23 protein-coding genes and 5 tRNA genes are annotated in these 22,035 nt (G+C 72.1%); 7 read left to right on the top strand and 21 right to left on the bottom strand.

Annotated features, from left to right (window positions below; genetic code table 11):
• Nucleotides 1-69: 69 nt before the first annotated feature.
• Nucleotides 70-2,277 carry an ATP-dependent DNA helicase RecG gene (gene recG, locus AB5J87_RS10125; protein ID WP_369376048.1) on the bottom strand — a complete coding sequence of 736 codons (2,208 nt, stop codon included), beginning with the start codon at nt 2,275-2,277 and terminating at the stop codon, nt 70-72.
• A 61-nt stretch (nt 2,278-2,338) separates the two neighbouring features.
• Nucleotides 2,339-3,928: a DAK2 domain-containing protein gene (locus tag AB5J87_RS10130; protein ID WP_369383455.1), complete on the bottom strand. Its 1,590-nt coding sequence runs from the start codon at nt 3,926-3,928 to the stop codon at nt 2,339-2,341.
• Between the two features lie 292 nt (nt 3,929-4,220).
• Between AB5J87_RS10130 and rpmB the strand changes: the two genes are divergently transcribed.
• Complete coding sequence (rpmB, locus tag AB5J87_RS10135; protein WP_003957616.1) at nt 4,221-4,406, top strand: 50S ribosomal protein L28; 186 nt, start codon at nt 4,221-4,223, stop codon at nt 4,404-4,406.
• Nucleotides 4,407-4,488: 82 nt separating this feature from the next.
• Here rpmB and thiD read toward each other — a convergent pair whose 3' ends face one another.
• Both thiD and AB5J87_RS10145 read right to left on the bottom strand, forming a co-directional pair.
• Entirely contained in the window at nt 4,489-5,289 is an 801-nt protein-coding gene (gene thiD / locus AB5J87_RS10140) for a bifunctional hydroxymethylpyrimidine kinase/phosphomethylpyrimidine kinase (protein ID WP_369376049.1), read from the bottom strand.
• Nucleotides 5,286-6,248 (bottom strand): thiamine-phosphate kinase, encoded by a 963-nt coding sequence (locus AB5J87_RS10145; RefSeq protein WP_369376050.1) that lies wholly within the window; start codon nt 6,246-6,248, stop codon nt 5,286-5,288. The genes thiD and AB5J87_RS10145 overlap by 4 nt, the downstream gene beginning before the upstream one ends.
• 248 nt (nt 6,249-6,496) lie before the next feature.
• Here AB5J87_RS10145 and AB5J87_RS10150 point away from each other — a divergent pair, with 248 nt between their 5' ends.
• Together AB5J87_RS10150 and AB5J87_RS10155 are read left to right on the top strand one after the other, a co-directional pair.
• Entirely contained in the window at nt 6,497-6,730 is a 234-nt protein-coding gene (locus AB5J87_RS10150) for an Lrp/AsnC family transcriptional regulator (RefSeq protein WP_064070330.1), read from the top strand.
• Nucleotides 6,731-6,750: 20 nt separating this feature from the next.
• On the top strand, nt 6,751-7,233 hold the full coding sequence (locus AB5J87_RS10155) for a DUF3515 domain-containing protein (RefSeq protein ID WP_369376051.1): 483 nt from the start codon (nt 6,751-6,753) through the stop codon (nt 7,231-7,233).
• 47 nt (nt 7,234-7,280) lie between these two features.
• Here the strand turns inward: AB5J87_RS10155 and AB5J87_RS10160 are convergent, their stop codons facing one another.
• From AB5J87_RS10160 to AB5J87_RS10170, 3 genes are read right to left on the bottom strand one after another with little or no spacing between them, the layout of a single operon-like run.
• On the bottom strand, nt 7,281-8,447 hold the full coding sequence (locus AB5J87_RS10160; protein WP_369376052.1) for a D-alanine--D-alanine ligase family protein: 1,167 nt from the start codon (nt 8,445-8,447) through the stop codon (nt 7,281-7,283).
• Between the two features lie 34 nt (nt 8,448-8,481).
• A complete protein-coding gene (locus AB5J87_RS10165; protein WP_369376053.1) occupies nt 8,482-9,495 on the bottom strand; it encodes an NAD(P)H-dependent glycerol-3-phosphate dehydrogenase in 1,014 nt (337 codons plus the stop codon).
• The gene (locus AB5J87_RS10170; RefSeq protein WP_369376054.1) at nt 9,492-10,244 is read right to left on the bottom strand and encodes a lysophospholipid acyltransferase family protein; all 753 of its coding nucleotides are present in this window, start codon (nt 10,242-10,244) and stop codon (nt 9,492-9,494) included. Before AB5J87_RS10170 ends, AB5J87_RS10165 begins: the two co-directional genes overlap by 4 nt.
• Nucleotides 10,245-10,387: 143 nt before the next feature.
• Between AB5J87_RS10170 and cofC the strand changes: the two genes are divergently transcribed.
• Both cofC and AB5J87_RS10180 read left to right on the top strand, forming a co-directional pair.
• Entirely contained in the window at nt 10,388-11,113 is a 726-nt protein-coding gene (gene cofC, locus AB5J87_RS10175; RefSeq protein WP_369376055.1) for a 2-phospho-L-lactate guanylyltransferase, read from the top strand.
• 114 nt (nt 11,114-11,227) lie between these two features.
• Nucleotides 11,228-11,431, top strand: a complete 204-nt coding sequence (locus AB5J87_RS10180) for a hypothetical protein (RefSeq protein WP_369376056.1) — start codon at nt 11,228-11,230, stop codon at nt 11,429-11,431.
• 154 nt (nt 11,432-11,585) lie between these two features.
• On the opposite strand, the gene AB5J87_RS10185 is transcribed toward AB5J87_RS10180, so the two are convergent.
• From AB5J87_RS10185 to leuC, 4 genes are all read right to left on the bottom strand, one after another.
• Nucleotides 11,586-12,260 carry an HU family DNA-binding protein gene (locus tag AB5J87_RS10185; protein WP_369376057.1) on the bottom strand — a complete coding sequence of 225 codons (675 nt, stop codon included), beginning with the start codon at nt 12,258-12,260 and terminating at the stop codon, nt 11,586-11,588.
• Between the two features lie 144 nt (nt 12,261-12,404).
• Nucleotides 12,405-12,632 carry a hypothetical protein gene (locus AB5J87_RS10190; RefSeq protein ID WP_369376058.1) on the bottom strand — a complete coding sequence of 76 codons (228 nt, stop codon included), beginning with the start codon at nt 12,630-12,632 and terminating at the stop codon, nt 12,405-12,407.
• Nucleotides 12,633-12,880: 248 nt separating this feature from the next.
• The gene (gene leuD, locus AB5J87_RS10195; RefSeq protein WP_369376059.1) at nt 12,881-13,474 is read right to left on the bottom strand and encodes a 3-isopropylmalate dehydratase small subunit; all 594 of its coding nucleotides are present in this window, start codon (nt 13,472-13,474) and stop codon (nt 12,881-12,883) included.
• A gap of 6 nt (nt 13,475-13,480) precedes the next feature.
• A complete protein-coding gene (leuC, locus tag AB5J87_RS10200) occupies nt 13,481-14,905 on the bottom strand; it encodes a 3-isopropylmalate dehydratase large subunit (protein WP_369376060.1) in 1,425 nt (474 codons plus the stop codon).
• A gap of 171 nt (nt 14,906-15,076) precedes the next feature.
• Here leuC and ndgR point away from each other — a divergent pair, with 171 nt between their 5' ends.
• Nucleotides 15,077-15,793, top strand: coding sequence for an IclR family transcriptional regulator NdgR (gene ndgR, locus AB5J87_RS10205; protein WP_005311436.1), 717 nt, complete (start codon nt 15,077-15,079; stop codon nt 15,791-15,793).
• Nucleotides 15,794-16,420: 627 nt separating this feature from the next.
• Here the strand turns inward: ndgR and AB5J87_RS10210 are convergent.
• Nucleotides 16,421-16,903, bottom strand: coding sequence for a DUF4188 domain-containing protein (locus tag AB5J87_RS10210; protein ID WP_369376061.1), 483 nt, complete (start codon nt 16,901-16,903; stop codon nt 16,421-16,423).
• A 105-nt stretch (nt 16,904-17,008) separates the two neighbouring features.
• On the opposite strand from AB5J87_RS10210, the gene AB5J87_RS10215 reads away from it, so the two are divergent.
• Nucleotides 17,009-17,653 (top strand): MerR family transcriptional regulator, encoded by a 645-nt coding sequence (locus AB5J87_RS10215; protein ID WP_369376062.1) that lies wholly within the window; start codon nt 17,009-17,011, stop codon nt 17,651-17,653.
• Between the two features lie 118 nt (nt 17,654-17,771).
• Here AB5J87_RS10215 and AB5J87_RS10220 read toward each other — a convergent pair.
• The 9 genes from AB5J87_RS10220 to AB5J87_RS10260 all read right to left on the bottom strand — a co-directional run bounded on the left by AB5J87_RS10220 (nt 17,772) and on the right by AB5J87_RS10260 (nt 21,877).
• A tRNA-Glu gene (locus tag AB5J87_RS10220) sits at nt 17,772-17,844 on the bottom strand.
• A gap of 52 nt (nt 17,845-17,896) precedes the next feature.
• Nucleotides 17,897-17,968 (bottom strand) — tRNA-Gln (locus AB5J87_RS10225).
• 16 nt (nt 17,969-17,984) lie between these two features.
• Nucleotides 17,985-18,057 (bottom strand) — tRNA-Glu (locus AB5J87_RS10230).
• Between the two features lie 62 nt (nt 18,058-18,119).
• A tRNA-Glu gene (locus AB5J87_RS10235) sits at nt 18,120-18,192 on the bottom strand.
• A 41-nt stretch (nt 18,193-18,233) separates the two neighbouring features.
• A tRNA-Gln gene (locus AB5J87_RS10240) sits at nt 18,234-18,305 on the bottom strand.
• 89 nt (nt 18,306-18,394) lie between these two features.
• Nucleotides 18,395-19,114 carry an HAD family hydrolase gene (locus AB5J87_RS10245; RefSeq protein ID WP_369376063.1) on the bottom strand — a complete coding sequence of 240 codons (720 nt, stop codon included), beginning with the start codon at nt 19,112-19,114 and terminating at the stop codon, nt 18,395-18,397.
• Between the two features lie 172 nt (nt 19,115-19,286).
• Nucleotides 19,287-20,762, bottom strand: a complete 1,476-nt coding sequence (gltX, locus tag AB5J87_RS10250; RefSeq protein WP_369376064.1) for a glutamate--tRNA ligase — start codon at nt 20,760-20,762, stop codon at nt 19,287-19,289.
• On the bottom strand, nt 20,755-21,528 hold the full coding sequence (locus AB5J87_RS10255; RefSeq protein ID WP_369376065.1) for a fumarylacetoacetate hydrolase family protein: 774 nt from the start codon (nt 21,526-21,528) through the stop codon (nt 20,755-20,757). Before AB5J87_RS10255 ends, gltX begins: the two co-directional genes overlap by 8 nt.
• 166 nt (nt 21,529-21,694) lie before the next feature.
• Nucleotides 21,695-21,877 (bottom strand): hypothetical protein, encoded by a 183-nt coding sequence (locus tag AB5J87_RS10260; RefSeq protein WP_369376066.1) that lies wholly within the window; start codon nt 21,875-21,877, stop codon nt 21,695-21,697.
• Nucleotides 21,878-22,035: the final 158 nt, after the last annotated feature.

Consider the following 22,035-nt stretch of genomic DNA (forward strand, 5'->3'; position numbering starts at 1 on the left):
TCACTGGTGTCCCCCAGTTTCTCAGAACCCGGCGCGCGCGCCGCCCGGGGCGGTGCGCGGCGCCCCGGGTCAGCCCTTTTCCAGGTACTGCTCGCGGTCCTCGTCCAGCAGGGCGTCCAGCGCCGTGCGCAGCGCGGGCAGGTGCTCCAGGTCCGGGTCCTCGGCCACCACCTGCACCGCCTCCTCGCGGGCCGCCGCGATGACCTCCTCGTCGTCGATGACCGCGAGCATCCGCAGCGAGGAGCGCACCCCCGACTGGGCCTGGCCCAGCACGTCGCCCTCGCGGCGCTGCTCCAGGTCGATCCGGGAGAGCTCGAAGCCGTCCAGGGTGGCGGCCACCGCGTTCAGCCGGGCCCTGGCGGCGCTCGCCTCCGGCATCTCGGTGACCAGCAGGCACAGGCCCGGGGCGGCGCCGCGGCCGACCCGGCCGCGCAGCTGGTGCAGCTGGGAGACGCCGAACCGGTCCGCGTCCATGATCACCATGGCCGTGGCGTTCGGCACGTTCACCCCGACCTCGATGACCGTCGTCGCCACCAGCACGTCGGCCTCGCCGGCCGCGAACCGGCGCATCACGCCGTCCTTGTCGTCGGGCTGCATCCGCCCGTGCAGCACCTCCACGCGCAGGCCCTGGAGCGGACCCCGGGCGAGCTCGTCCGCGAGGTCCAGCACGGCGAGCGGGGGGCGCTTCTCGGCGTCGTCCTCGGCGGACTTCTTCCGGGCCGCCTTCTTCTGGTCCTCGTCGTCCCCGATCCGGGGGCACACCACATAGCCTTGGTGCCCCTTGGCGACCTCCTCGCGCACCCGCTCCCAGGCGCGGGCCAGGAAGTGCGGCTTGTCCTGGGCGGGGACCACATGGCTGGCGATCGGCGAACGGCCGGCCGGCAGCTGGTCCAGGACCGAGGTCTCCAGGTCGCCGAAGACGGTCATCGCGACCGTGCGCGGAATCGGGGTCGCGGTCATCACCAGCAGGTGCGGGGGCTGCTTGCCCTTGCCGCGCAGGGCGTCGCGCTGCTCCACGCCGAACCGGTGCTGCTCGTCGACCACCACCAGGCCCAGGTCGTGGAACCGCACCTTGTCCTCGATCAGCGCGTGCGTGCCGATCACGATCCCGGCCTCGCCGGTGACCAGGTCGAGCAGTGCCTGGCGGCGGGCCGGCGCGCCCATCGAGCCGGTCAGCAGCACGACCTTGGTGCCCAGGTCGGAGCCGCCGAGCAGGCCCGCCTCGGCGAGCTCGCCCATCATCTCGGTGATCGAGCGGTGGTGCTGCTGGGCGAGGACCTCGGTGGGGGCGAGCATCGCGGCCTGGCCGCCGGAGTCGACCACGGCGAGCATCGCGCGCAGGGCGACCATCGTCTTGCCCGAGCCGACCTCGCCCTGGAGCAGCCGGTGCATGGGGTGCTCGGTGGCCAGGTCGGCGAAGATCTCCCCGGAGACCTTGGTCTGGCCGTCGGTGAGGGTGAACGGGAGCTTGGCGTCGAAGGCGTCGAGCAGTCCGCCGGGAACCGGCCTGCGGGCCACCGCGGGCAGCTGCGCGTCCGCGAACCGGCGCCGGGCCAGCGCCACTTGGAGGACGAACGCCTCGTCCCACTTCAGCCGCTGCCGGGCCTGCTCCACATCGTCCTTGCTGTGCGGGCGGTGAACCTTCAGGAGCGCCTCGGGCAGCGGGACGAAGCCCCGGCCCTCCCGCAGGGCGGGCGGCAGCGGGTCGAGCGCCTCCCGGGCGCTGGGCAGCACCGCGTCCACCGCCTTGGCGATCTTCCAGGACTCCAGGCCCTTGCAGGCGGGGTAGATCGGGATGAGCGCGCCCGCCCAGGAGTCGACGACGTCGTCGCTCCCGCCGTCCTCCGCGCCGTCGGCGGCCAGCTTCGCGTACGTGGGGTGGGCGAGCTGGAGGCGGCGGTTGAACATCGACACCTTGCCCGCGAACATGGCGCGGCTGCCGGGCAGCAGCTCCTTGTGGGGCTTGTGGATGCCGCGCCCGAAGAACACCAGCTGGAGACGGCCGCTGCCGTCGGTGATGGTGATCTCCAGGCGCTGGCCCCGGCCGCCGTTGAAGGTGTGCACGCGCGCGTCGGCGACCTGGGCGACCACCGTCACGTCCTCGTCCAGCGGCAGGTCGGCCAGCCTGGTCAGCTGGCCGCGCTCCTCGTACCGCCGGGGGTAGTGGTGGAGGAGGTCGCCGACCGTGTGCAGGCCGAGGTGGTCGGCCAGCACCTTCGCGGTGGGTCCGCCGAGCAGCTTCTTGAGGGGTTCGTCGAGCGCAGGCACGCGGTCCATTGCACACCACGGCACTGACATCGCGCAGGAGGCCCCGGGGACGGGCGGGCGGACGTGGCGCCTACTCCACCCCGATGAGCAGCAGGGCGTCCTGGTGTCCGCCCTCGTAGACGACCGTGTCGACCGCCAGGTGCGTCTCGCGCACGTACGCCTCCAGGCGCGGCGCCAGGTCCGGCGGGGTGCCGGTGGCGAGGACCAGGGTGACCAGTTCGCCGCCCGCCCGCAGCATCCGGTCCAGGACCGCCTCGGCGGTCTCGGCCACGTCCTGGCCGATCACCGCCACATCGCCGTCGACCAGCCCGAGCACGTCCCCGGCCTGGCAGATTCCGGCGGTGGTCCAGGACTGCCGCTCGGCGAGGGCGAGTTCGGCGTAGCGGGTGGCGCCGGCCGCCGCGGTCATGGCGACCACGTCCTCGTCGAAGCGCCGCTCGGGCGCGTGCACCGCGAGCGCGGCCAGGCCCTGGACGGCGGACCGGGTGGGGATGAGGGCGACCCGGATGCCCTCGGCGCGCGCCTGCTCGACGGCCGCGGCGGCGCTGTGGCGCAGCTCCGGGTCGTTGGGCAGCAGCACGACCTCGCGCGCGTGGGCGCGGCGGATCGCGCCGACCAGCTCGCCGCCGGACGGGAGCTCCCCGTCGCGGGCGAGCACGGTGGTGGCCCCGGCGCCCGCGCACAGCCCGGCCAGGCCCTCGCCGGGGACGACGGCGACGACGGCCCGCTGGACCCGCTCGCGCGGCCCGGCGGGCTCGCCGAAGTGGGTGATGCGGATCCGGTGCGGGCGCCCGGCCTCCACGCCCGCCTCGACGGCCGCGCCCGCGTCGTCGACGTGGACGTGCACGTTCCACAGCCCGTCGCCGCCGACGACGACCAGGGAGTCCCCCAGGGCGTCCAGCCGGGCCCGCAGCCGGGCCACCGCCTCGTCCCCGGCCTCCAGCAGGTAGATCACCTCGAAGGCGGGCCCGGCGGTCTCCGCCGGGTCCGCGGGGCAGCCCGCGGCCTCCCGGGGGGCGGGCGCGGCCCCGTGCCGTACGGGCGGGGCCTCGCCGGAGAGCGTCTGGGCCAGCGCCGCGAGGACGGTCACCAGGCCCCAGCCGCCGGCGTCCACGACCCCGGCCCGGCCGAGGACCTCCAGCTGCCCGGGGGTGGCCTCCAGGGCCCGCCGGGCGCCCGCGTGGGCCGCGACGGCCACGGCGCCCGCGTCGCCGCGGCTGCGCCCGGCGGCCTCGGCGGCGGCGGTCGCCACGGTCAGGACCGTGCCCTCGACGGGGTGCGCGACCGCCTCGTACGCGGACTCGGCGGCCCGGCGCAGCGCCCCGGCGAGGTCGTCGCGCTCGGCGAGGACCTCGGCCATGCCGCGCAGCAGCTGGGACAGGATGGTGCCGGAGTTGCCCCGGGCGCCGAGCAGGGCGCCGTGGGCCATGGCCCGCACGACGTCGGCGGTGCGCGGCACCTCGGCGTAGGCGGCGAAGACCGCCTCCACCGCGCGGTGGGCGGACTCGACGGTCAGATAGAGGTTGGTGCCGGTGTCCCCGTCGGCGACCGGGTAGACGTTGACCGCGTCGATCTCCTCGCGGGCCAGGCCGAGGCCGTCCAGGGCGAGCGAGCACCAGGCGCGCACGGCGACGGCGTCCAGGCGCCGGGGCTCCTCCACCGCCGCCCCCGCCGGAGTTCCTGCGGGCCACTCGTCCTTCTGCGGCACCTGGTGTCCTCCTTGAGCGGCCGGTGACCTGCGGGCCAGCAGCAGGGTAGACCCGGAGCGGGGCGGGACCCCGGGGCGGGGGGCGGCGGCGGTCATGGTAGTTTCGTATCTCAGGAGCAGCCGTTGTATGCTGCTTCGGTTGCCCGGCGAAAGTCGGGCCATTCCCCCGGCAAGCCACTTCAGATCTCTGAATCCGGTGCGCCGGATTTCACTGTAAGTGCATCTGAAGTCTTTGGAGTGACCCGTGGCTGCCAACTGCGACGTCTGCGGCAAGGGGCCGGGCTTCGGCAACAACATTTCGCACTCGCACCGCCGTACGTCTCGTCGCTGGAACCCGAACATCCAGCGTGTGCGTGCCGTGGTCGGTCGGACGCCGAAGCGGCTCAACGTCTGCACCTCGTGCATCAAGGCCGGCAAGGTCTCGCGCTAACGCCGACATGTCGTAGCGCAGCCCCTGCGGTTGCCTTGAAAAGCCGGTCCACCTCGGTGGACCGGCTTTTTGCCGTACCCGCTCACCGTTTCAGGCGCCACCCGTGGTCGACCGGGCCGATGCCCGCGCCCAGGGCGAAGCCCGCCGCGATCGCCCCCGTCACGTACTCCTTGGCCGCCCGGGCCGCCGCCGGCACGGAGAGCCCCCCGGCCAGGCCCGAGGCGAGCGCCGAGGCCAGGGTGCAGCCGGTGCCGTGGGTGTGCCGGTTGTCCAGGCGCGGGGCCCGCAGCCAGTGCTCCTCGGCGCCGTCGGTGAGCAGGTCGACCGCCTCCGGCGAGGCCGAGCCCGCCAGATGGCCGCCCTTGATCAGCGCCCAGCGCGGCCCGAAGGCCAGCACTTCGGCCGCCGCCCGCCGCATCCCGTCCTCGTCCTCGACCCGTACGCCCGTGAGCTGCGCCACTTCGTCCAGGTTGGGCGTGGCCACGGTGGCGGTGGGCAGCAGCCGGGTGCGCACCGCGTCCAGGGCCTCGGCGGCCAGCAGCGGGTCGCCGTGCTTGGAGACCCCGACCGGGTCCACGACGACCGGTGCGGCGGTGGCCGCCAGCAGCTCCGCCACGGTCTCCACCAAGACGGAGGAGGAGAGCATCCCCGTCTTCACGGCCTGGACGCCGATGTCGTCGACGACCGAGCGGTACTGGGCCCGCACCGCCTCGGGGGGCAGCTCCCAGGCGCCCTGGACGCCCAGCGAGTTCTGCGCGGTCACCGCGGTGATCACGCTCATCCCGTGGACGCCCAGGGCCAGCATCGTCTTGAGGTCGGCCTGGACGCCCGCGCCGCCGCCGGAGTCGGATCCGGCGACGGTGAGGACCCGGGGCGGCGTCACTCGGCGTCCCCGAAGTGGTCCCAGCCGCCCTTGGCGGTCCAGGGGGCGCCGTCGACGGTCACCTGGGGCAGCGCCGAGGGGTTGAGCACCTCGCCGATGACCTTCCAGCGGGCGGGGAGCTTCACGTCCGGCGGGAAGGTCGCCACGATCGCGTGGTCCTCTCCCCCGGTCAGCACCCACTGGAGCGGGTCGACGCCGACCGCCTGGCCGATGTCGTTCATCTGGGTGGGGATGTCGATCAGGCCGGAGCGCAGGTCGATGCGGACCTTGCTGGCCTCGGCGATGTGCCCGAGGTCGGCGACCAGGCCGTCGCTGACGTCGGTCATCGCGGTGGCGCCGAGCCCGGCCGCCGCGGGGCCCGCGTGGTACGGCGGCTCCGGGCGGCGGTGGGCCTCCACGAAGGCGCGCGGCGAGCGGAAGCCGCGCGAGAGCACCGCGTAGCCCGCCGCCGACCAGCCCAGCCAGCCGGTGACCGCGACCACGTCGCCGGGCTGGGCGCCGCCCCGGGTGACCGGCTCGTGGTTGCGCAGGTCGCCGAGCGCGGTGATCGCCACGGTGATGGTGTCGCCGCGCACGACGTCGCCGCCGACCACGGCGGCCCCCGCGACCTGGCACTCGTCGCGGATGCCGTCCATGAGCTCGACCGGCCAGGTGGCCGGGAGCTCGGCCGGGACGACCAGGCCGAGCAGCAGCGCCGTCGGCACCGCGCCCATGGCGGCGATATCGGCCAAGTTCTGCGCGGCGGCCTTGCGCCCCACGTCGTACGCGGTCGACCAGTCGCGCCGGAAGTGGCGGCCCTCCAGGAGGACGTCCGTGCTCGCCACCACCCTGCGGTCGGGTGCGGTCACGACCGCGGCGTCGTCGCCGGGGCCGATCCGTACCGCGGGGGTCGAGGTGAGCCGGGAGGTCAGCTCCCTGATGAGCCCGAACTCCCCCAACTCGCCCACAGTGCCTCTCACCGTGCCACCTCTCATCCTCGTACCCCTTGGGACCCGGCGCGCTCGCGGTCGCGAGCCGTCACCTCGGTGGGTACCGTCAACACATACGTCAACTTCTGCTCCGCGCACCCGGATATGCGGACGTCCGCGCCTGCGCGGGACTCCCGCGGGCGCACGGCGACGCGATACCGTGGCGTCTCTTTCTTCCCCCCTTGGGCCTCCCCGCCGTAGGGAGGGGACATGATCCTCGTGGCCGCCCTGGAGGTTCCGTGGTACAGGCGTACATCCTCATCCAGACCGAGGTGGGCAAGGCGTCGACCGTCGCCGAGACCATCGCCAAGATCCCGGGGGTGATCCAGGCCGAGGACGTCACCGGGCCGTACGACGTGATCGTGCGCGCCCAGGCGGACACGGTCGACGAACTGGGCCGCATGGTGGTCGCCAAGGTGCAGCAGGTGGACGGGATCACCCGCACCCTGACCTGCCCGGTGGTTCATCTGTAGCCCCCGCTTACCCTTGACCGGTGACTTCCTTGCGCCGCCGGTCCCCGCTCGTGCCCGCAGCCGTCCTCGTGACGCTGGCCGCCGCGGGCTGCTCCTCCACGGACGCGAAGGCGACGGTCACGGTTCCCAGCCCCCCGAAGGAGACCGCCGCCTACTGCGCCGCGCTGCACGAGGCACTGCCGGCGAAGCTGGACGGGCTCAAGCGGAATGATCCCAGCCCGGCGTCGGAGCTGACCGCCGGGTGGGGCGACGACGGGATCGTACTGCGCTGCGGGATCGACCGGCCGGAGAAGATGAGCGATCCCGACGCGGACGGGGTGACCGTGGACGGCGTCAACTGGCTCCTGGAGCAGTTGAAGGGCGGCTTCCGCTTCACCACCACCTATCGCAAGGCGTACGTGGAGGTGACGATGCCCACCGGCGGCGGCAAGCCCGCCGGGGACATCGGCTGGCTGACCGGGCTCTCCGGACCCGTCAAGAAGACGGTTCCGGAGAGCCTTTAGGCGCCGCGGGCGGGCGCGGCCGACCGCGGGCGCGGTACGGCCGGGGGTTAGCGCAGGCCCGTGGAGCGGCGCAGGGCCGCCTCGATCAGGCACTCGACGAGCTCGGCGTAGTCGACGCCGGTCGCCTCCCACATGCGCGGGTACATCGAGATGGGGGTGAACCCCGGCATCGTGTTGATCTCGTTGATCACGAACTCGCCGTTCTCCTGGAGGAAGAAGTCCGCCCGGACCAGCCCCTCGCAGGACGCGGCCTCGAACGCCTCCACCGCCAGCCGGCGCACCTCGGCGGTCGCCTCGGCGCCGATCGGCGCGGGCACGATCCCGTCCGCCGAGTCGATGTACTTCGCCTCGAAGTCGTAGAACGCGTGGTCGCTCACCGGCGGGATCTCGGCGGGCACGCTCGCGCGCGGCCCGTCCTCGAACTCCAGGACCCCGCACTCGATCTCCCGGCCGCGCAGCAGCGACTCGACCAGGAACTTGGGGTCGTGGCGCCGCGCCTCCTCGATGGCCTCGTCCAGGCCCTCGAAGGAGTCGACCTTGGTGATGCCGAAGGAGGAGCCCGCGCGGGCCGGCTTGATGAACAGCGGCCAGCCGTGCTCGCCCGCGAACGCGGCGATCCGCTTGCGGGCGCCCTGCTCGTCCTGCTCCCACTCGCGCGGCCGGACCACCAGGTACGGGCCGACGGGCAGCCCGAACGAGGTGAACACCCGCTTCATGTAGTCCTTGTCCTGGCCGACGGCCGAGGCGAGCACGCCCGAGCCGACGTAGGGGATGCCGGAGAGCTCCAGCAGGCCCTGGAGGGTGCCGTCCTCGCCGTACGGGCCGTGCAGCACCGGGAAGACGACGTCGACCTCGCCCAGCGCCTTGGGGACCGCGCCGGGCTCGGTGTAGACCACCTCGCGGCTGCCCGGGTCGACGGGGAGCACGACGCCGCCCTCGGCGGACTCGGCGAGCTCGGTCACCGTCGGCACCTTGCGGTCGGCGATGGCCATCCGGTCGGGCTCGTCGGCGGTGAGCGCCCAGCGGCCGTCCGTCGTGATGCCGATGGGCAGCACGTCGTACTTGGTCCGGTCGATGGCGCGCAGCACGGCACCGGCGGTGACGACCGAGATGCCGTGCTCGGAGCTGCGGCCGCCGAACACGACGGCCACCCGCGGCTTGCGCGGCTGCTGGGTGCTCGATTCAGGGCTCTGGGGGAGGTTCTCGCTGCTCATATCGCGATGAGCGTACCCGTTCGATCCGGCGGATTCAGCGCCGCTCGGGCTTGGCGCTGCGCGACATCAGCTCCTTGAGCGCGACCACGGGGGGCTTGCCCTCGTGGACGATGCCGACCACGGTCTCGGTGATCGGCATGTCGACACCGTGCCGGCGGGCCAGATCCAGCACGGACTCGCAGGACTTGACGCCCTCGGCGGTCTGCCGGGTGACCGCGATGGTCTCCTGGAGCGTCATGCCCTTGCCGAGGTTGGTGCCGAAGGTGTGGTTGCGCGAGAGCGGCGAGGAGCAGGTGGCGACCAGGTCGCCGAGGCCCGCGAGACCGGAGAAGGTCAGCGGGTCGGCGCCCATGGCGAGGCCGAGCCGGGTGGTCTCGGCGAGGCCCCGGGTGATGAGCGAGCCCTTGGCGTTGTCGCCCAGGCCCATGCCGTCGGCGATGCCGACGGCCAGCCCGATGACGTTCTTGACGGCGCCGCCCAGTTCGCAGCCGACGACGTCGGTGTTGGTGTACGGGCGGAAGTACGGGGTGTGGCAGGCGGCCTGGAGGCGCTGGGCCACGGCCTCCTCGCGGCAGGCGACCACGGCGGCGGCGGGCCGGCGCTGGGCGATCTCCTTGGCCAGGTTGGGTCCGGTGACCACGGCGACGCGGTCGGCACAGACCTTGGCGACCTCCTCGATCACCTCGCTCATCCGCTTGGCGGTGCCGAGTTCGACGCCCTTCATCAGGGAGACGAGGACGGTGTCGGGGGCCAGCAGCGGCGTCCAGGCGGCGAGGTTCTCGCGCAGGGTCTGGGAGGGGACCGCGAGGACGGTGAAGTCGGCGCCCTCGGCGGCCTCGGCCGGGTCGGTGGTGGCCCGTACCGCCGCCGGGAGTTCGATGCCCGGCAGGTAGTCGGGGTTGGTCCGGGTGGTGTTGACCGCCTCGGCGAGCTCGGCGCGGCGGCCCCACAGGGTCACCTCGCAGCCCGCGTCGGCGAGGACCATGGCGAACGCCGTACCCCAGGAGCCGGTGCCGAATACTGCTGCCTTGGTGGCGGCGTGCGTCACTTGGTGCCCTCCCCGGCGGCCTTGCGGCGCTCCTGTGCGCGGACCTCGCGCAGATCGTACGGCTTCGCGGGCGCGCTCTCGCCGCGGATCTCCTCCAGCTGGCGGGTGATGGCCAGCATGATGGCCTCGGTGGCCTCGCGCAGCACCTCGGGGGTGGGCTCCTTGTCGTAGAAGCGCTCCAGGTCGACCGGCGGACCGGCCTTCACCTGGAGGGCCTTGCGCGGGAAGAGGCGGACCTTCTTCTCTTTGGCGTACGGCGGCATCGCCAAGTTGGCGCCCCACTGGGCGATCGGGATGACCGGCGCCTTCGTCTGGAGGGCGGCGCGCGCGACACCGGTCTTGGCCGTCATCGGCCACATTCCGGGGTCGCGGGTGAGGGTGCCCTCGGGGTAGAACGCCACGCATTCACCGCGCTCGACCGCCTCCACGGCGGCCCGGAAGGCGCCGAAGGCGTTGGAGGACTCGCGGTAGACGGGAATCTGGCCGGTGCCGCGCAGGAGTACGCCCACGCCGGGCGCCTTGAAGAGGGCGGCCTTGGCGAGGAATCGGGGCACCCGTCCGGTGTTGTACTGGAAGTGCCCGTAGGAGAACATGTCGAGATACGAGTTGTGATTGATGGCGGTGATAAAGCCGCCGTCCGCCGGAATGTTCTCCATTCCGTGCCAGTCCCGCTTGAAAAGCACCACCAGTGGAGGTTTGGCGATGACCGCCGCAAGGCGGTACCAGAAGCCGATTCTGCGGCGGGACACTCGGAGCACCTTCCTCTAGAACAGACCACGGCCAGACCTCTGCGCGCCTTACGCAGGGAGCAAGTGTCGCCCCGGCCCTCCGGTCTGTCGAGAACACCGTACGCCCCGGTCCCGGCCGCCACCGCTCCCGGCCGGGTGACAATATGGCCCGTCCTGTCCAGAGCCGGTGCCCGGCCGGGACGGGGACGGATGAGACGGAGGGGGACGCCACGAACACCGCAGGACCCGGCCACTGGTCCCTGGTCGTACCGCTGAAGCCGTTGGCGCGGGGCAAGAGCAGGCTCGGCGCGGCCGTCGGCGCCGCGCTGCGCCCGCGCCTCGCGCTGGCGTTCGCGCTGGACACCGTGGCCGCGGCGCTGGCCTGCGCGGCCGTGCGGGATGTGGCGGTCGTCACGGACGATCCGCTGGCGGGCGCGGAGCTGGCCGCGCTGGGTGCCCGGATCGTCGCCGACCGCCCCGGGGCGGGCCTCAACGCCGCCCTCGCGCACGGGGCGTGCGCGGTCCGCGCGACGCGCCCCCGGGCGCCGGTCGCGGCCCTCAACGCGGATCTGCCCGCCCTGCGCCCGGCCGAATTGGGCCGCGTACTGGAGGCGGCATCCGCATTTCCCCGTGCTTTTCTGGCCGATGCGGCCGGAATCGGCACGACTTTCCTTTCGGCCGGACCGGGTACGGATTTGGCCCCGGCTTTCGGCGGCCCCTCGCGGAGGGCGCATTCGGCGTCGGGGGCGGCCGAAATCCTGCTGGCGGGGGTGGACTCGGTCCGCCGGGACGTGGACACCGGCGCCGATCTGCTGGCCGCGCTGACCCTGGGGACCGGCCCGGCCACGGCGGCGCTCCGCGCGGATCTGGACGCCGTCCCCGGGCACTGAGCCGCCCGGGGGCCCCGCCGGGCGCCCCGAAGTGCGCGGGCGGGCGCGCGAACGGCCGCGGGCGGCCCTCGGCCGGGTCCCCGCGGCGATGGTGGAGCGCTTAGTCTGTGCGCCATGCAGGCGACCGCGTACACATACGACCCGCAGACCCGCAGCGGCAGTGTGCTGCTCGACGACGGGACCCCGGTGGACTTCGGGACCGAGGCGTTCGACGCGGGCGGGCTGCGGCTGCTGCGCGTGGGCCAGCGGGTCCGGATCGAGACCGAGGGCGCGGGCGGATCCCTGCGCGTCACCCTGGTGACCCTGCAGACGTTCTGACGCTCCGGGGCTCTCAGGCTCCGGGGCTCCGAGGTTCTGAGGCCGGTCTTCCGGGGCCGGGGCCGGGCCGCGACGCCCGCCCGGACCCCGGGCACGCCGCGGGCCGGGCTCCCCGAGGGGAGCCCGGCCCGGCGCGTGTGCCGTCCGGCGGTGCCTACTTCTTGCGGGCAGTCGTCTTCTTGGCAGTGGTCTTGCGCGCGGTGACCTTCTTGGCGGGAGCCTTCTTCGCGACGGCCTTCTTCGCGGGAGCGGTCTTCTTCGCCGTGGCCTTCTTGGCGGTGGTCGCCTTCTTGGCCGGGGCCGCCTTCTTCGCGGTCGCCGTGGCCTTCTTGGCCGGGGCCGCCTTCTTGGCGGTCGCCGTGGTCTTCTTGGCCGCCGTGGTCTTCGCCGCGGTGGTCTTCTTCACGGCCGTGGTCTTCTTGGCCGTCGCCTTCTTGGCGGCGGTGGCCTTCTTGGCCGCGGCCTTCTTGACCGTCGAACGGGTGGAAGTACCACCCGAGAGGCTGCCCTTGGGCGCCTTCTTGACGGAGACCTCGCCACCCTTGGGGAGCTTCTTCGAGCCGCTGACCAGGTCCTTGAAGCCCTGACCCGCACGGAAGCGCGGAACCGAGGTCTTCTTGACCCGGACCCGCTCGCCCGTCTGCGGGTTGCGGGCGTAACGCGCCGGACGGTCGACCTTCTCGAACGAACCGAAACCGGTGACCGAGACCCGGTCGCCGCCGACGACGGCCCGGACGATCGCGTCCAGGACCGCGTCCACGGCGTCCGCGGCCTGCTGACGGCCGCCGACCTTGTCGGCAATCGCTTCTACGAGCTGCGCCTTGTTCACGTCTTCCCCTTCGGAGACATTGCCGGAACGAATCTGTTCTGGCCTTTTCGCACGTTAGGCAGATATATACCGCAAATCAAACACGAAACGGGCTAATCACCCTAGTGCCGCAATGAAGTCGGCCTTCGCCGAACTCCTTGCGACTCAGTCGTCTTCGGGGAATCGGCCCTCTTCGAGGTCCTTCATCAACCGCTCCAGACGCCTTGCCGCATCGGCGAGATCGTGTTTGGAAGCTGCTGTGATCACCAGCAGCTTCCGGGACAGCGCCATCCGTACGCCCTCCGGGACTTGCAGTTCGCGCACCGCTGTGTGCGCTTCTTTCAGTTGGTCCGCGACGACCCGGTAGAGCTTGAGTTGGCTGTCGCGTTCCATGCGCCGATTGTGCCATCTGGGGCGAGTTGTCGCCTCCGGCGGGGGCAACTGAGGGAATCCGGGCGGCTTCCGGCTCCCCCAATGACCACCGGGTGCGCAAGTCCCTATCCGGCCATCTGGAGTGCACACTAGGCTAGTTGACGCCACCCTGACACCTCAAAACGCAACACGCCCCCTGTCCCGAAAGACAGGGGGCGTGTTGGGCCGAAAGACTGCCGAAGGGCCGCCGGACGGGGCGCTATCGGCCGTCAGGCCAATGAAGTGCTCGGCTTGTGAGAGGGCCGGCCCGTCTCGTAAGCGGCGATGTCGGCCTCGTTCTGGAGCGTGATGCTGATGTCGTCCAGGCCGTTCAGCAGCCGCCAGCGGGCGTTCTCGTCGAGTTCGAAGGCCGCCGTGACGCCTTCCGCGCGCACTTGGCGGTCCCGCAGGTCGACGGTGATCTCGGCGTTCGGGTCGCGTTCCGTCAGCTCCCAGAGGGCGTCCACGACTTTCTGGTCGAGAACCACGGTGAGCAGGCCGTTCTTGAGCGAGTTGCCCCGGAAGATATCGGCGAACCGGGAGGAGATCACGGTTTTGAAGCCGTAGTTCTGCAGCGCCCAGACCGCGTGTTCGCGCGACGATCCCGTACCGAAATCGGGGCCCGCGACCAGCACGGACGCCCCCTGGCGCACGGGCTCGTTCAGCACGAAGGCGGGGTCCTTGCGCCAGGCCTCGAACAGCCCGTCCTCGAAGCCGTCCCGGGTGACCTTCTTCAGCCAGTGGGCCGGGATGATCTGGTCGGTGTCGACGTTGGAACGGCGCAGCGGGACGGCCCGGCCGGTGTGCGTGGTGAAAGCTTCCATGGCTGATCAGACTCCAGCGGGCGTACGGGCGTCGGACAGGTCGGCGGGGGACGCCAGGTGGCCGAGAACCGCCGTGGCGGCGGCGACCTGCGGCGACACCAGATGGGTCCGGCCGCCCTTGCCCTGCCTGCCCTCGAAGTTGCGGTTGGAGGTGGAGGCGGAGCGCTCGCCCGGGGCCAGCTGGTCCGGGTTCATGCCCAGGCACATCGAGCAGCCCGCGTGGCGCCATTCGGCGCCGGCGGCGGTGAAGACCTTGTCCAGGCCCTCCTCCACGGCCTGCAGGGCGACCCGGACCGAGCCCGGGACGACCAGCATCCGTACCCCGTCGGCGACTTTGCGGCCCCCGAGGACGGCCGCCGCCGCGCGCAGGTCCTCGATGCGGCCGTTGGTGCAGGAACCTACGAAGACGGTGTCGACGGCGATGTCCCGCAGCGGCTGCCCGGCGGTCAACCCCATGTACTCCAGGGCCTTTTCGGCGGCCAGGCGCTCCGAAGCGTCTTCGTACGAAGCCGGGTCGGGGACGGCGGCCGAAAGCGGGGCGCCCTGACCGGGGTTGGTGCCCCAGGTGACGAACGGGGACAGCTCGGCGGCGTCGATGACCACCTCGGCGTCGAAGACCGCGTCCTCGTCCGTCTTCAGGGTCTCCCAGTAGGCCACCGCCGCGTCCCAGTCGGCGCCCTCGGGCGCGTGCGCCCGGCCTTCCAGGTAGTCGAAGGTGGTGCGGTCCGGGGCGATCATGCCCGCGCGGGCACCGGCCTCGATCGACATGTTGCAGATCGTCATCCGGGCCTCCATCGAGAGCTTCTCGATGGCCGCGCCCCGGTACTCCAGCACATAGCCCTGGCCGCCGCCGGTGCCGATCCTGGCGATGATGGCCAGGATCAGGTCCTTGGCGGTGACGCCCTCGGGCAGTTCGCCGTCGACCGTGATGGCCATGGTCTTGAACGGCGCCAGTGGCAGGGTCTGGGTGGCGAGCACATGCTCTACCTGTGAGGTGCCGATCCCGAACGCGAGGGCGCCGAACGCGCCGTGCGTGGAGGTGTGCGAGTCGCCGCAGACCACGGTGGTGCCGGGCTGGGTCAGTCCCAGCTGCGGTCCCACCACGTGGACGACGCCCTGCTCGACGTCGCCCAGCGGGTGCAGCCGCACCCCGAACTCGGCGCAGTTCTTGCGCAGCGTCTCCAGCTGGGCCCGGGAGACCGGGTCCGCGATCGGCTTGTCGATGTCGAGGGTCGGGGTGTTGTGGTCCTCGGTGGCGATGGTGAGGTCGAGGCGCCGCACCTGGCGGCCGTTCTGGCGCAGGCCGTCGAACGCCTGCGGGCTGGTCACCTCGTGCAGCAGGTGCAGATCGATGAAGAGGAGGTCGGGCTCGCCCTCGGCGCGCCTGACGACATGGTCGTCCCAGACCTTCTCCGCGAGTGTCCTACCCATCGCTTTCCCTCCGGCCGGCGTCGTCGCCGGCCCAACTAGAGACCGGGTGCTCGCCCGGGCCCCCGGGACCGGACGGTGGCTGCGGCCGTTGTGCGGACCGCCAGTACAGGTTCGCAAGTTCCGGAGAAAATTGAACTTGCGTTTCACAGAGTGAGACGCGAGTATCGTTTCATGGACAACTCTAGCGGCGTCGGCGTTCTCGACAAGGCGGCTCTCGTCTTGAGCGCCCTGGAGTCCGGTCCGGCCACCCTCGCGGGGTTGGTCGCGGCCACCGGGCTCGCACGACCCACGGCACACCGTCTCGCCGTGGCACTGGAACACCACCGGATGGTGGCGAGGGACATGCAGGGCAGGTTCATCCTCGGCCCCCGGCTCGCGGAGCTCGCCGCCGCGGCCGGCGAGGACCGCCTGCTGGCCACCGCCGGGCCGGTGCTGACGCATCTGCGCGACGTGACGGGCGAGAGCGCGCAGCTCTACCGCCGCCAGGGCGACATGCGCATCTGCGTGGCGGCGGCCGAGCGGCTGTCCGGACTGCGGGACACCGTGCCGGTCGGCTCCACCCTGACGATGAAGGCGGGCTCCTCGGCCCAGATCCTGATGGCGTGGGAGGAGCCGGAGCGGCTGCACCGGGGGCTCCAGGGTGCGCGCTTCACGGCGACGGCCCTGTCGGGTGTACGGCGGAGGGGCTGGGCCCAGTCGATCGGCGAGCGCGAGCCGGGGGTGGCCTCGGTGTCGGCGCCGGTGCGGGGGCCGTCCAACCGGGTGGTGGCCGCCGTCTCGGTCTCCGGACCGATCGAGCGGCTCACCCGGCATCCCGGGCGGATGCACGCCCAGGCCGTCATCGATGCCGCCGCGCGGCTCTCCGAGGCCCTCCGCCGCAACGGCTAGCCGCCGCGTCCCCCTTCGGCCCACCGCTTCAACGCCGCAGCGGTGGGTCTTCGTTTTGCCCGCTCTTCGCCTGCGGGCCGGCGGTGGCTGGTCGCGCAGTTCCCCGCGCCCCTCAAAGGGCCGTCTTCTCACCTGCGGGCCGTGGCGGCTTGCTCGCGCCGTTCCCCGCGCCCCTCAAAGGGCCGTCTCTCGCCCGCGGGCCGTGCTGGCTTGCTCGCGCCGTTCCCCGCGCCCCTCAACCCGCTGCCGTCCGCAGGCCGTGCCCGCTCCTCGCGCAGTTCCCCGCGCCCCTCAACCCGCTGCCGTCCGCAGGCCGTGCCCGCTGCTCGCGCAGTTCCCCGCGCCCCTAGGGGGTACGGGCAGTCGGAGGACTCAGCTCGGCCACCAGCCTTTAGGGGCGCGGGGAACTGCGCGACCGGCCCAGCACGGTCCGCAGGCGAAAGCGGGCCCCACGGGCCAGCCCCCACCGCCCCGCACGCACAGTCCCGGCTCAGAAGGGGCGCGGGGAACCGCGCGACCGGCCGCCACCGGGCCGCAGACAAAGTCCGGGCCCGAAAGGGGCGCGGGGAACCGCGCGGCCAGCCCCCACCCGGGCCGCAGTCGAAGCCCGGGTACGGACAAGCCCCCCTACCCCCCAAGCCTCTCCGCCGCCCTCTCCCCCCGCCGCCCCACCGGCACCACCCCCGTCGCCCGGCCCAGCCCGAACCCCGGCATTCCCACGTACACCGACTCGTACGAACCCGCCGGGACCACGTACGTCTCGTGCCAGATGCCCACCGCCCCCTTCGCCCCGCGGGCGCGGCGGTTGAAGGCCGCCCAGGCCGGGCGGTGCCGCTTGTCCGGGGCCGAGGCGTACGCCAGCAGCTTCTCCTTGGACTCCCAGTACTGCACCACCGCCAGCGTGCGCGGCCCGGCGAGCACCGGCTGGAAGCCGAGCAGCCCGCTGTCCGGGTCCTTGGCGAGCTCCTTGAGCATCGAGGGCATCGCGGACGTCACCGGCAGCCAACTGCGCAGCGCGCGGAACCGGTTGATGCGCATCCCGATGAGGAAGACCACCACGTCCCCCTCCGCACCCGCGGTCATCCGTCCTTCGACCGGCTTGACGCTCATGACACTCCCCCATGACGTGACGAACGATCGCTTGGGCCCTGCATTGGATAGTTCCGCTATCCGATGGTTGGATAGTGGCACTCTCCAAAGGAAGGCGCAAGAGGGATGAGACTGTCGGAGCTGAGCGAGCGCAGCGGGGTCGCCCCGGCGACGATCAAGTACTACCTGCGCGAGGGGCTGCTGCCACCGGGCGACCGCGTCACCGCGACCCAGGCCGACTACGGCACCGCCCACCTCCAGCGCCTCAAGCTGGTGCGCGCCCTGATCCAGGTGGGCCGGGTGCCGGTCGCCGCCGCCAAGGAGGTGCTCGCGGCCCTGGACGAGGACTCCCTGGACCACCACCACCGGCTGGGCATCGCCGTGGAGGCCCTGCCGAACGCCCCCGAGCCGGATCGGGAGGACCCGCACGTACGGGCCGCCCGGGAAGCCGTGGACACCGTGATCGACGGTCTGGGCTGGCAGTACGGCGGCTCGGACCCGCGGGGCAGCTCCGGCGCCTACCTCACCCTCGTCGCCGCGGTGAGCACGCTGACCCGGCTCGGATACCCGTGCGGCCCGGCGGAGTTGGCCCCGTACGCGGCGGCGGCGGGCCGGGTGGCGGTCACCGACCTGGATCTGGTGGAGGGCTATCCGGCGGCCGAACAGGTCGAGGCGGCCGTGGCGTTGACCGTGCTGTACGAGCCGGTGCTGCTGAGCCTGCGCAGGCTGGCCCAGGCCCAGGAGTCGGCGCGGCGCTTCGTCCGGCCGTGAGGCGCGTCACGGCCGCGCGGTGCCGGGACCGGGCTCCGGCCCGGCCCGCGCCCCGGCCGCATCGCCCCGGACACACGAAAGGGCCCGGCACACTCAGTGTGCCGGGCCCTTCCTCACGTACCCCCGACCGGATTCGAACCGGCGCTACCGCCTTGAGAGGGCGGCGTGCTAGGCCGCTACACAACGGGGGCGTGTTGATCCCGAGAGATCGGTGAACCGCAAGTCTTTCGATCTTGCGATCCGCTGGGCTACCAGGACTCGAACCTAGAATGACGGTACCAGAAACCGTAGTGTTGCCAATTACACCATAGCCCATGGTGGTTTAGACCAGTACCCCCGACCGGATTCGAACCGGCGCTACCGCCTTGAGAGGGCGGCGTGCTAGGCCGCTACACAACGGGGGCCCTAGCGATCCTGCATGAGAGTCAGCGGGTGCGACCCGGACTGTCTCCCTGGGAAGGATCTGTACCCCCGACCGGATTCGAACCGGCGCTACTGCCTTGAGAGGGCAGCGTGCTAGGCCGCTACACAACGGGGGCTTTGCGGATCTGGATCCGCGGTGCAGATGAAGCTCTGCGAGCTGGCCTACCAGGACTCGAACCTAGACTAACTGAACCAGAATCAGTCGTGCTGCCAATTACACCATAGGCCACCAAGGCGCCATCCCCATCGGGGATCTTGCTCGGCTTGCGCTTTCGGTTCCGGGCTTTTCTTCCCGCTCCCCTCGGCGCAGGAAGAACATTACCCGAAGGTGTCCGACGCTCCAAAACGGGTATCGCCGCGCAGCAGGGCGGGCAGCTCCTCCAGGCCCGCGATGCGGATCAGTTCGGGCCGTCCGCCCACCCGGTGGCGATCCAGCCAGATCCCCAGCAGCCCCGCCTCACCGGCCCCGCGCGCGTCGGTGTCCGGCTGGTCGCCCACGTACGCGACCTCCTCCGGAGCCAGCCCCAGCGCCTCGCAGGCGGCGTGGAAGGCCCCGGCGTCGGGCTTGGAGACGCCCAGCTCGGCCGCGCAGACCACGGCCTCGAACCGGTCCCGTACCCCCAGCACCTCCAGCTTGCGCTCCTGGTGGTGGAGGGAGGAGTTGGAGAGGACGGCGTGCCGGTAGCCGTCGGCGAGCAGGTCGAGGACCGGCACGGTGTCCGGGAAGAGCGACCAGGCGGCCTCGTAGTGCGCCAGGTGCCGCTCGAACCAGGCTTCCGCGTCGGCGTCGCCGAGCTCGCCGCCCAGGAAGGCCCGCACCCGGTCGCGCCGCTGCCCGGGCCAGTCGGTCTCCCCCGCGGCGAACCGGGCCCAGTGGTACGCGGTGAGCTCGTCCCAGGCGCCGAGCGCCCGCTCCATCGACGCGTACGCCAGGGGCAGCCCCTCGGCCTCCAGATGCGCCCGCATCCCGCCGCGGGCGGCCGAGGAGTAGTCGAAGATCGTGTCGTCGATGTCCCAGAGGACCGCGCGGGTCGCCATGTCTCGACGGTACCCCGGCACTGCCCCCCGGCCGGGGGTTCCGGGGTCATCCCCCGAAAGACACCGTGTCGATGTCCCGGAGGACCGGGCGGACGTCCATGACCCGGCGGTACGCCGAAGGGGCGGTGGCCGGTCCGGCCACCGCCCCTTCGGGCCGTACGGGTCGCTGTCGCTAGCCCGCCAGCTTCGCCAGCGCCGCGTCGATGCGCGCCAGCGTCTTCTCCTTGCCCAGGATCTCCAGGGACTCGAAGAGCGGCAGACCGACCGTGCGGCCGGTGACGGCGACGCGGACCGGGGCCTGCGCCTTGCCGAGCTTGAGGCCGTGCGCCTCGCCCGCGGCCAGGACGGCCTCCTTCAGCGACTCCGGGGACGTCCAGTCCGCCGGCTCCAGCTTCTCGCGGGCCGTGCGCAGCAGGGCGTCGGAGCCCTCCTTCATCGCCTTCGTCCAGGACGCCTCGTCCTCGACCGGCTCCGCCAGGAAGAGGAAGTCGACGTTGGCCGTGATGTCCGAGAGGACGGTCAGCCTGGTCTGGGCGTGCGGCGCGATGGCCTCCCAGGCGGCGCGGTCGAAGTCCTCGGGCGCCCAGTTGGCGTGCGGCGCGGTCAGCCAGGGCTCGCACGCCTCGGTGAACGCCTTCACGTCCAGCATCCGGATGTGGTCCGCGTTGATCGACTCGGCCTTCTTCAGGTCGAAGCGGGCCGGGTTGGCGTTGACGTCCGAGATCTCGAACTTCCCGACCATCTCGGCGATCGAGAAGACGTCCTGGTCGGCCGAGAAGGACCAGCCGAGCAGCGACAGGTAGTTCAGCAGGCCCTCGGGGAGGAAGCCGCGCTCCCGGTAGATGTTGAGGGACGCCTGGGGGTCGCGCTTGGAGAGCTTCTTGTTGCCCTCGCCCATCACGTACGGCAGGTGGCCGAAGGCCGGGGTCTCCTTGGCCACGCCCAGCTCGATCAGCGCCTTGTAGAGCGCGATCTGGCGGGGGGTGGAGGAGAGCAGGTCCTCGCCGCGCAGGACGTGGGTGATCTCCATCAGGGCGTCGTCGACCGGGTTGACCAGCGTGTACAGCGGGGCGCCGTTGGCGCGGACGATGCCGTAGTCCGGCACGTTGTCCGGGGTGAAGGTGAGCTCGCCGCGGACCAGGTCCGTGAAGGTGATCGGCTCGTCGGGCATCCGGAAGCGGACGATGGCCGTGCGGCCCTCCGCCTCGTACGCCGCCTTCCGCTCGGCGGACAGCTCGCGGCAGTGGCCGTCGTAGCCGGACGGCTTGCCGGCGGCGCGGGCCGCGTCGCGGCGGGCGTCGAGCTCCTCGGTCGTGCAGTAGCAGTGGTAGGCGTATCCGCCCGCGAGCAGCTTCTCGGCCACGTCCCGGTAGATGTCCATCCGCTGGGACTGGCGGTAGGGCGCGTGCGGGCCGCCGACCTCGGGGCCCTCGTCCCAGTCCAGGCCCAGCCAGCGCAGCGAGTCGAGCAGCTGGTTGTACGACTCCTCGGAGTCGCGCGCCGCGTCGGTGTCCTCGATGCGGAAGACCATGGTGCCCTGGTGGTGCCGCGCGAAGGCCCAGTTGAACAGGGCGGTGCGGACCAGGCCGACATGCGGGTTGCCGGTCGGGGAGGGACAGAAACGGACGCGGATGTGAGCGTTAGCCACGCTTGATCACCTTGTTGGTGAGAGTGCCGATGCCTTCGATGGTGACGGCGACCTCGTCGCCGACGTTGAGGGGGCCGACCCCGGCGGGGGTGCCGGTGAGGATGACGTCGCCGGGGAGCAGCGTCATGGCCTCGGTGATGTGGACGACCAGGTCCTCGATGGAGCGGATCATGTCGCTGGTGCGGCCCAGCTGACGCTGTTCGCCGTTGACCGTCGCCTGGATCGTGAGATCGGCGGGGTCGAGGTCGGTCTCCACCCAGGGGCCGAGCGGGCACGAGGTGTCGAAGCCCTTGGCCCGGGCCCACTGCTTCTCGCGCTGCTGGGCGTCGCGCGCGGTGACGTCGTTGGCGCAGGTGTAGCCGAAGACCACGTCCTTGACGCGCTCGCGCGGCACCTCGCGGCACATCCGGCCGATCACCACGGCCAGCTCGGCCTCGTGGTGCAGCTCGTTGGAGAAGGAGGGGTACTCGATCGCGTCGCCGGAGCCGATCACCGAGGTGGTGGGCTTGAAGAAGGCGACGGGCACCTCGGGGACCTCGTTGCCGAGCTCCTTGGCGTGCTCCGCGTAGTTGCGGCCGATGGCCACGACCTTGTTGGGGAGCACCGGCGGCAGCAGCCGGACCTTGCTCAGCGGGACCTTCGTGCCGGAGAGCTCGAAGTCGGCGTACGGAATGCCCTTGATGATGTCGAGGACGGGCCCCTCGGGGGTGTCCTCGACGGCGCCGAAGGCGACATTGCCGTCGATGGAGAATCTGGCGATGCGCACGGGATGCTGTCGCCCCTCACTTGGTCGCGGGCTGGAGACTGACGCTCCAGGCTAACGCGGGCGAGGGGGGCGACCTGCGTTTTATGTCCCGGCCGGGTGCCGGGCGCTCGCCGGACCGTACGGCCGCCCGGGCCCGGCGGCGGGCCGCGGGGCGGCGGCCCCGCCCTTACCGGGCGGCGGCGACCGGGGCGTCCATGAGGGTGGTGCGGCGCGGGTTGGCCGTCTGGGTGGGCAGGTCGACGGAGTGCTCCGGCAGCAGCTCGGTCTGCATCTCCTCGGCGTCCGCGAGGTGCGCCAGGGTGGTGCGGCGCGGGTTGGCTATGGAGCGGATCATCATCGTCGTCTTCATCTGCCCTGGGGACCCTGTCGGTTGCGGGCGCGGTGGCGCCGGGTTGTCGGATTGGCCATCCCTGTAAAGCGCCAGGCTAAACATTTGAATTCCCGGCAAAGGGCCGTAGAGGCGACGATCATCGTGTGAGTTTGCTCACGAGCGGCTACACATTCCGG

The sequence above is a fragment of the Streptomyces sp. cg36 genome, assembly GCF_041080675.1.
Classification (GTDB): Bacteria; Actinomycetota; Actinomycetes; order Streptomycetales; family Streptomycetaceae; genus Streptomyces.

Bases quoted from the DNA above. Each gene is read 5' to 3' on its own strand.
- recG (WP_369376048.1), bottom strand. From the start codon at position 2,277: ATGGACCGCGTGCCTGCGCTCGACGAACCCCTCAAGAAGCTGCTCGGC.
- AB5J87_RS10160 (WP_369376052.1), bottom strand. From the start codon at position 8,447: ATGAGCAGCGAGAACCTCCCCCAGAGCCCTGAATCGAGCACCCAGCAG.
- cofC (WP_369376055.1), top strand. From the start codon at position 10,388: ATGGCCCGTCCTGTCCAGAGCCGGTGCCCGGCCGGGACGGGGACGGAT.
- AB5J87_RS10180 (WP_369376056.1), top strand. From the start codon at position 11,228: ATGCAGGCGACCGCGTACACATACGACCCGCAGACCCGCAGCGGCAGT.
- AB5J87_RS10190 (WP_369376058.1), bottom strand. From the start codon at position 12,632: ATGGAACGCGACAGCCAACTCAAGCTCTACCGGGTCGTCGCGGACCAA.
- leuD (WP_369376059.1), bottom strand. From the start codon at position 13,474: ATGGAAGCTTTCACCACGCACACCGGCCGGGCCGTCCCGCTGCGCCGT.
- leuC (WP_369376060.1), bottom strand. From the start codon at position 14,905: ATGGGTAGGACACTCGCGGAGAAGGTCTGGGACGACCATGTCGTCAGG.
- ndgR (WP_005311436.1), top strand. From the start codon at position 15,077: ATGGACAACTCTAGCGGCGTCGGCGTTCTCGACAAGGCGGCTCTCGTC.
- AB5J87_RS10210 (WP_369376061.1), bottom strand. From the start codon at position 16,903: ATGAGCGTCAAGCCGGTCGAAGGACGGATGACCGCGGGTGCGGAGGGG.
- AB5J87_RS10215 (WP_369376062.1), top strand. From the start codon at position 17,009: ATGAGACTGTCGGAGCTGAGCGAGCGCAGCGGGGTCGCCCCGGCGACG.
- AB5J87_RS10245 (WP_369376063.1), bottom strand. From the start codon at position 19,114: ATGGCGACCCGCGCGGTCCTCTGGGACATCGACGACACGATCTTCGAC.
- AB5J87_RS10260 (WP_369376066.1), bottom strand. From the start codon at position 21,877: ATGAAGACGACGATGATGATCCGCTCCATAGCCAACCCGCGCCGCACC.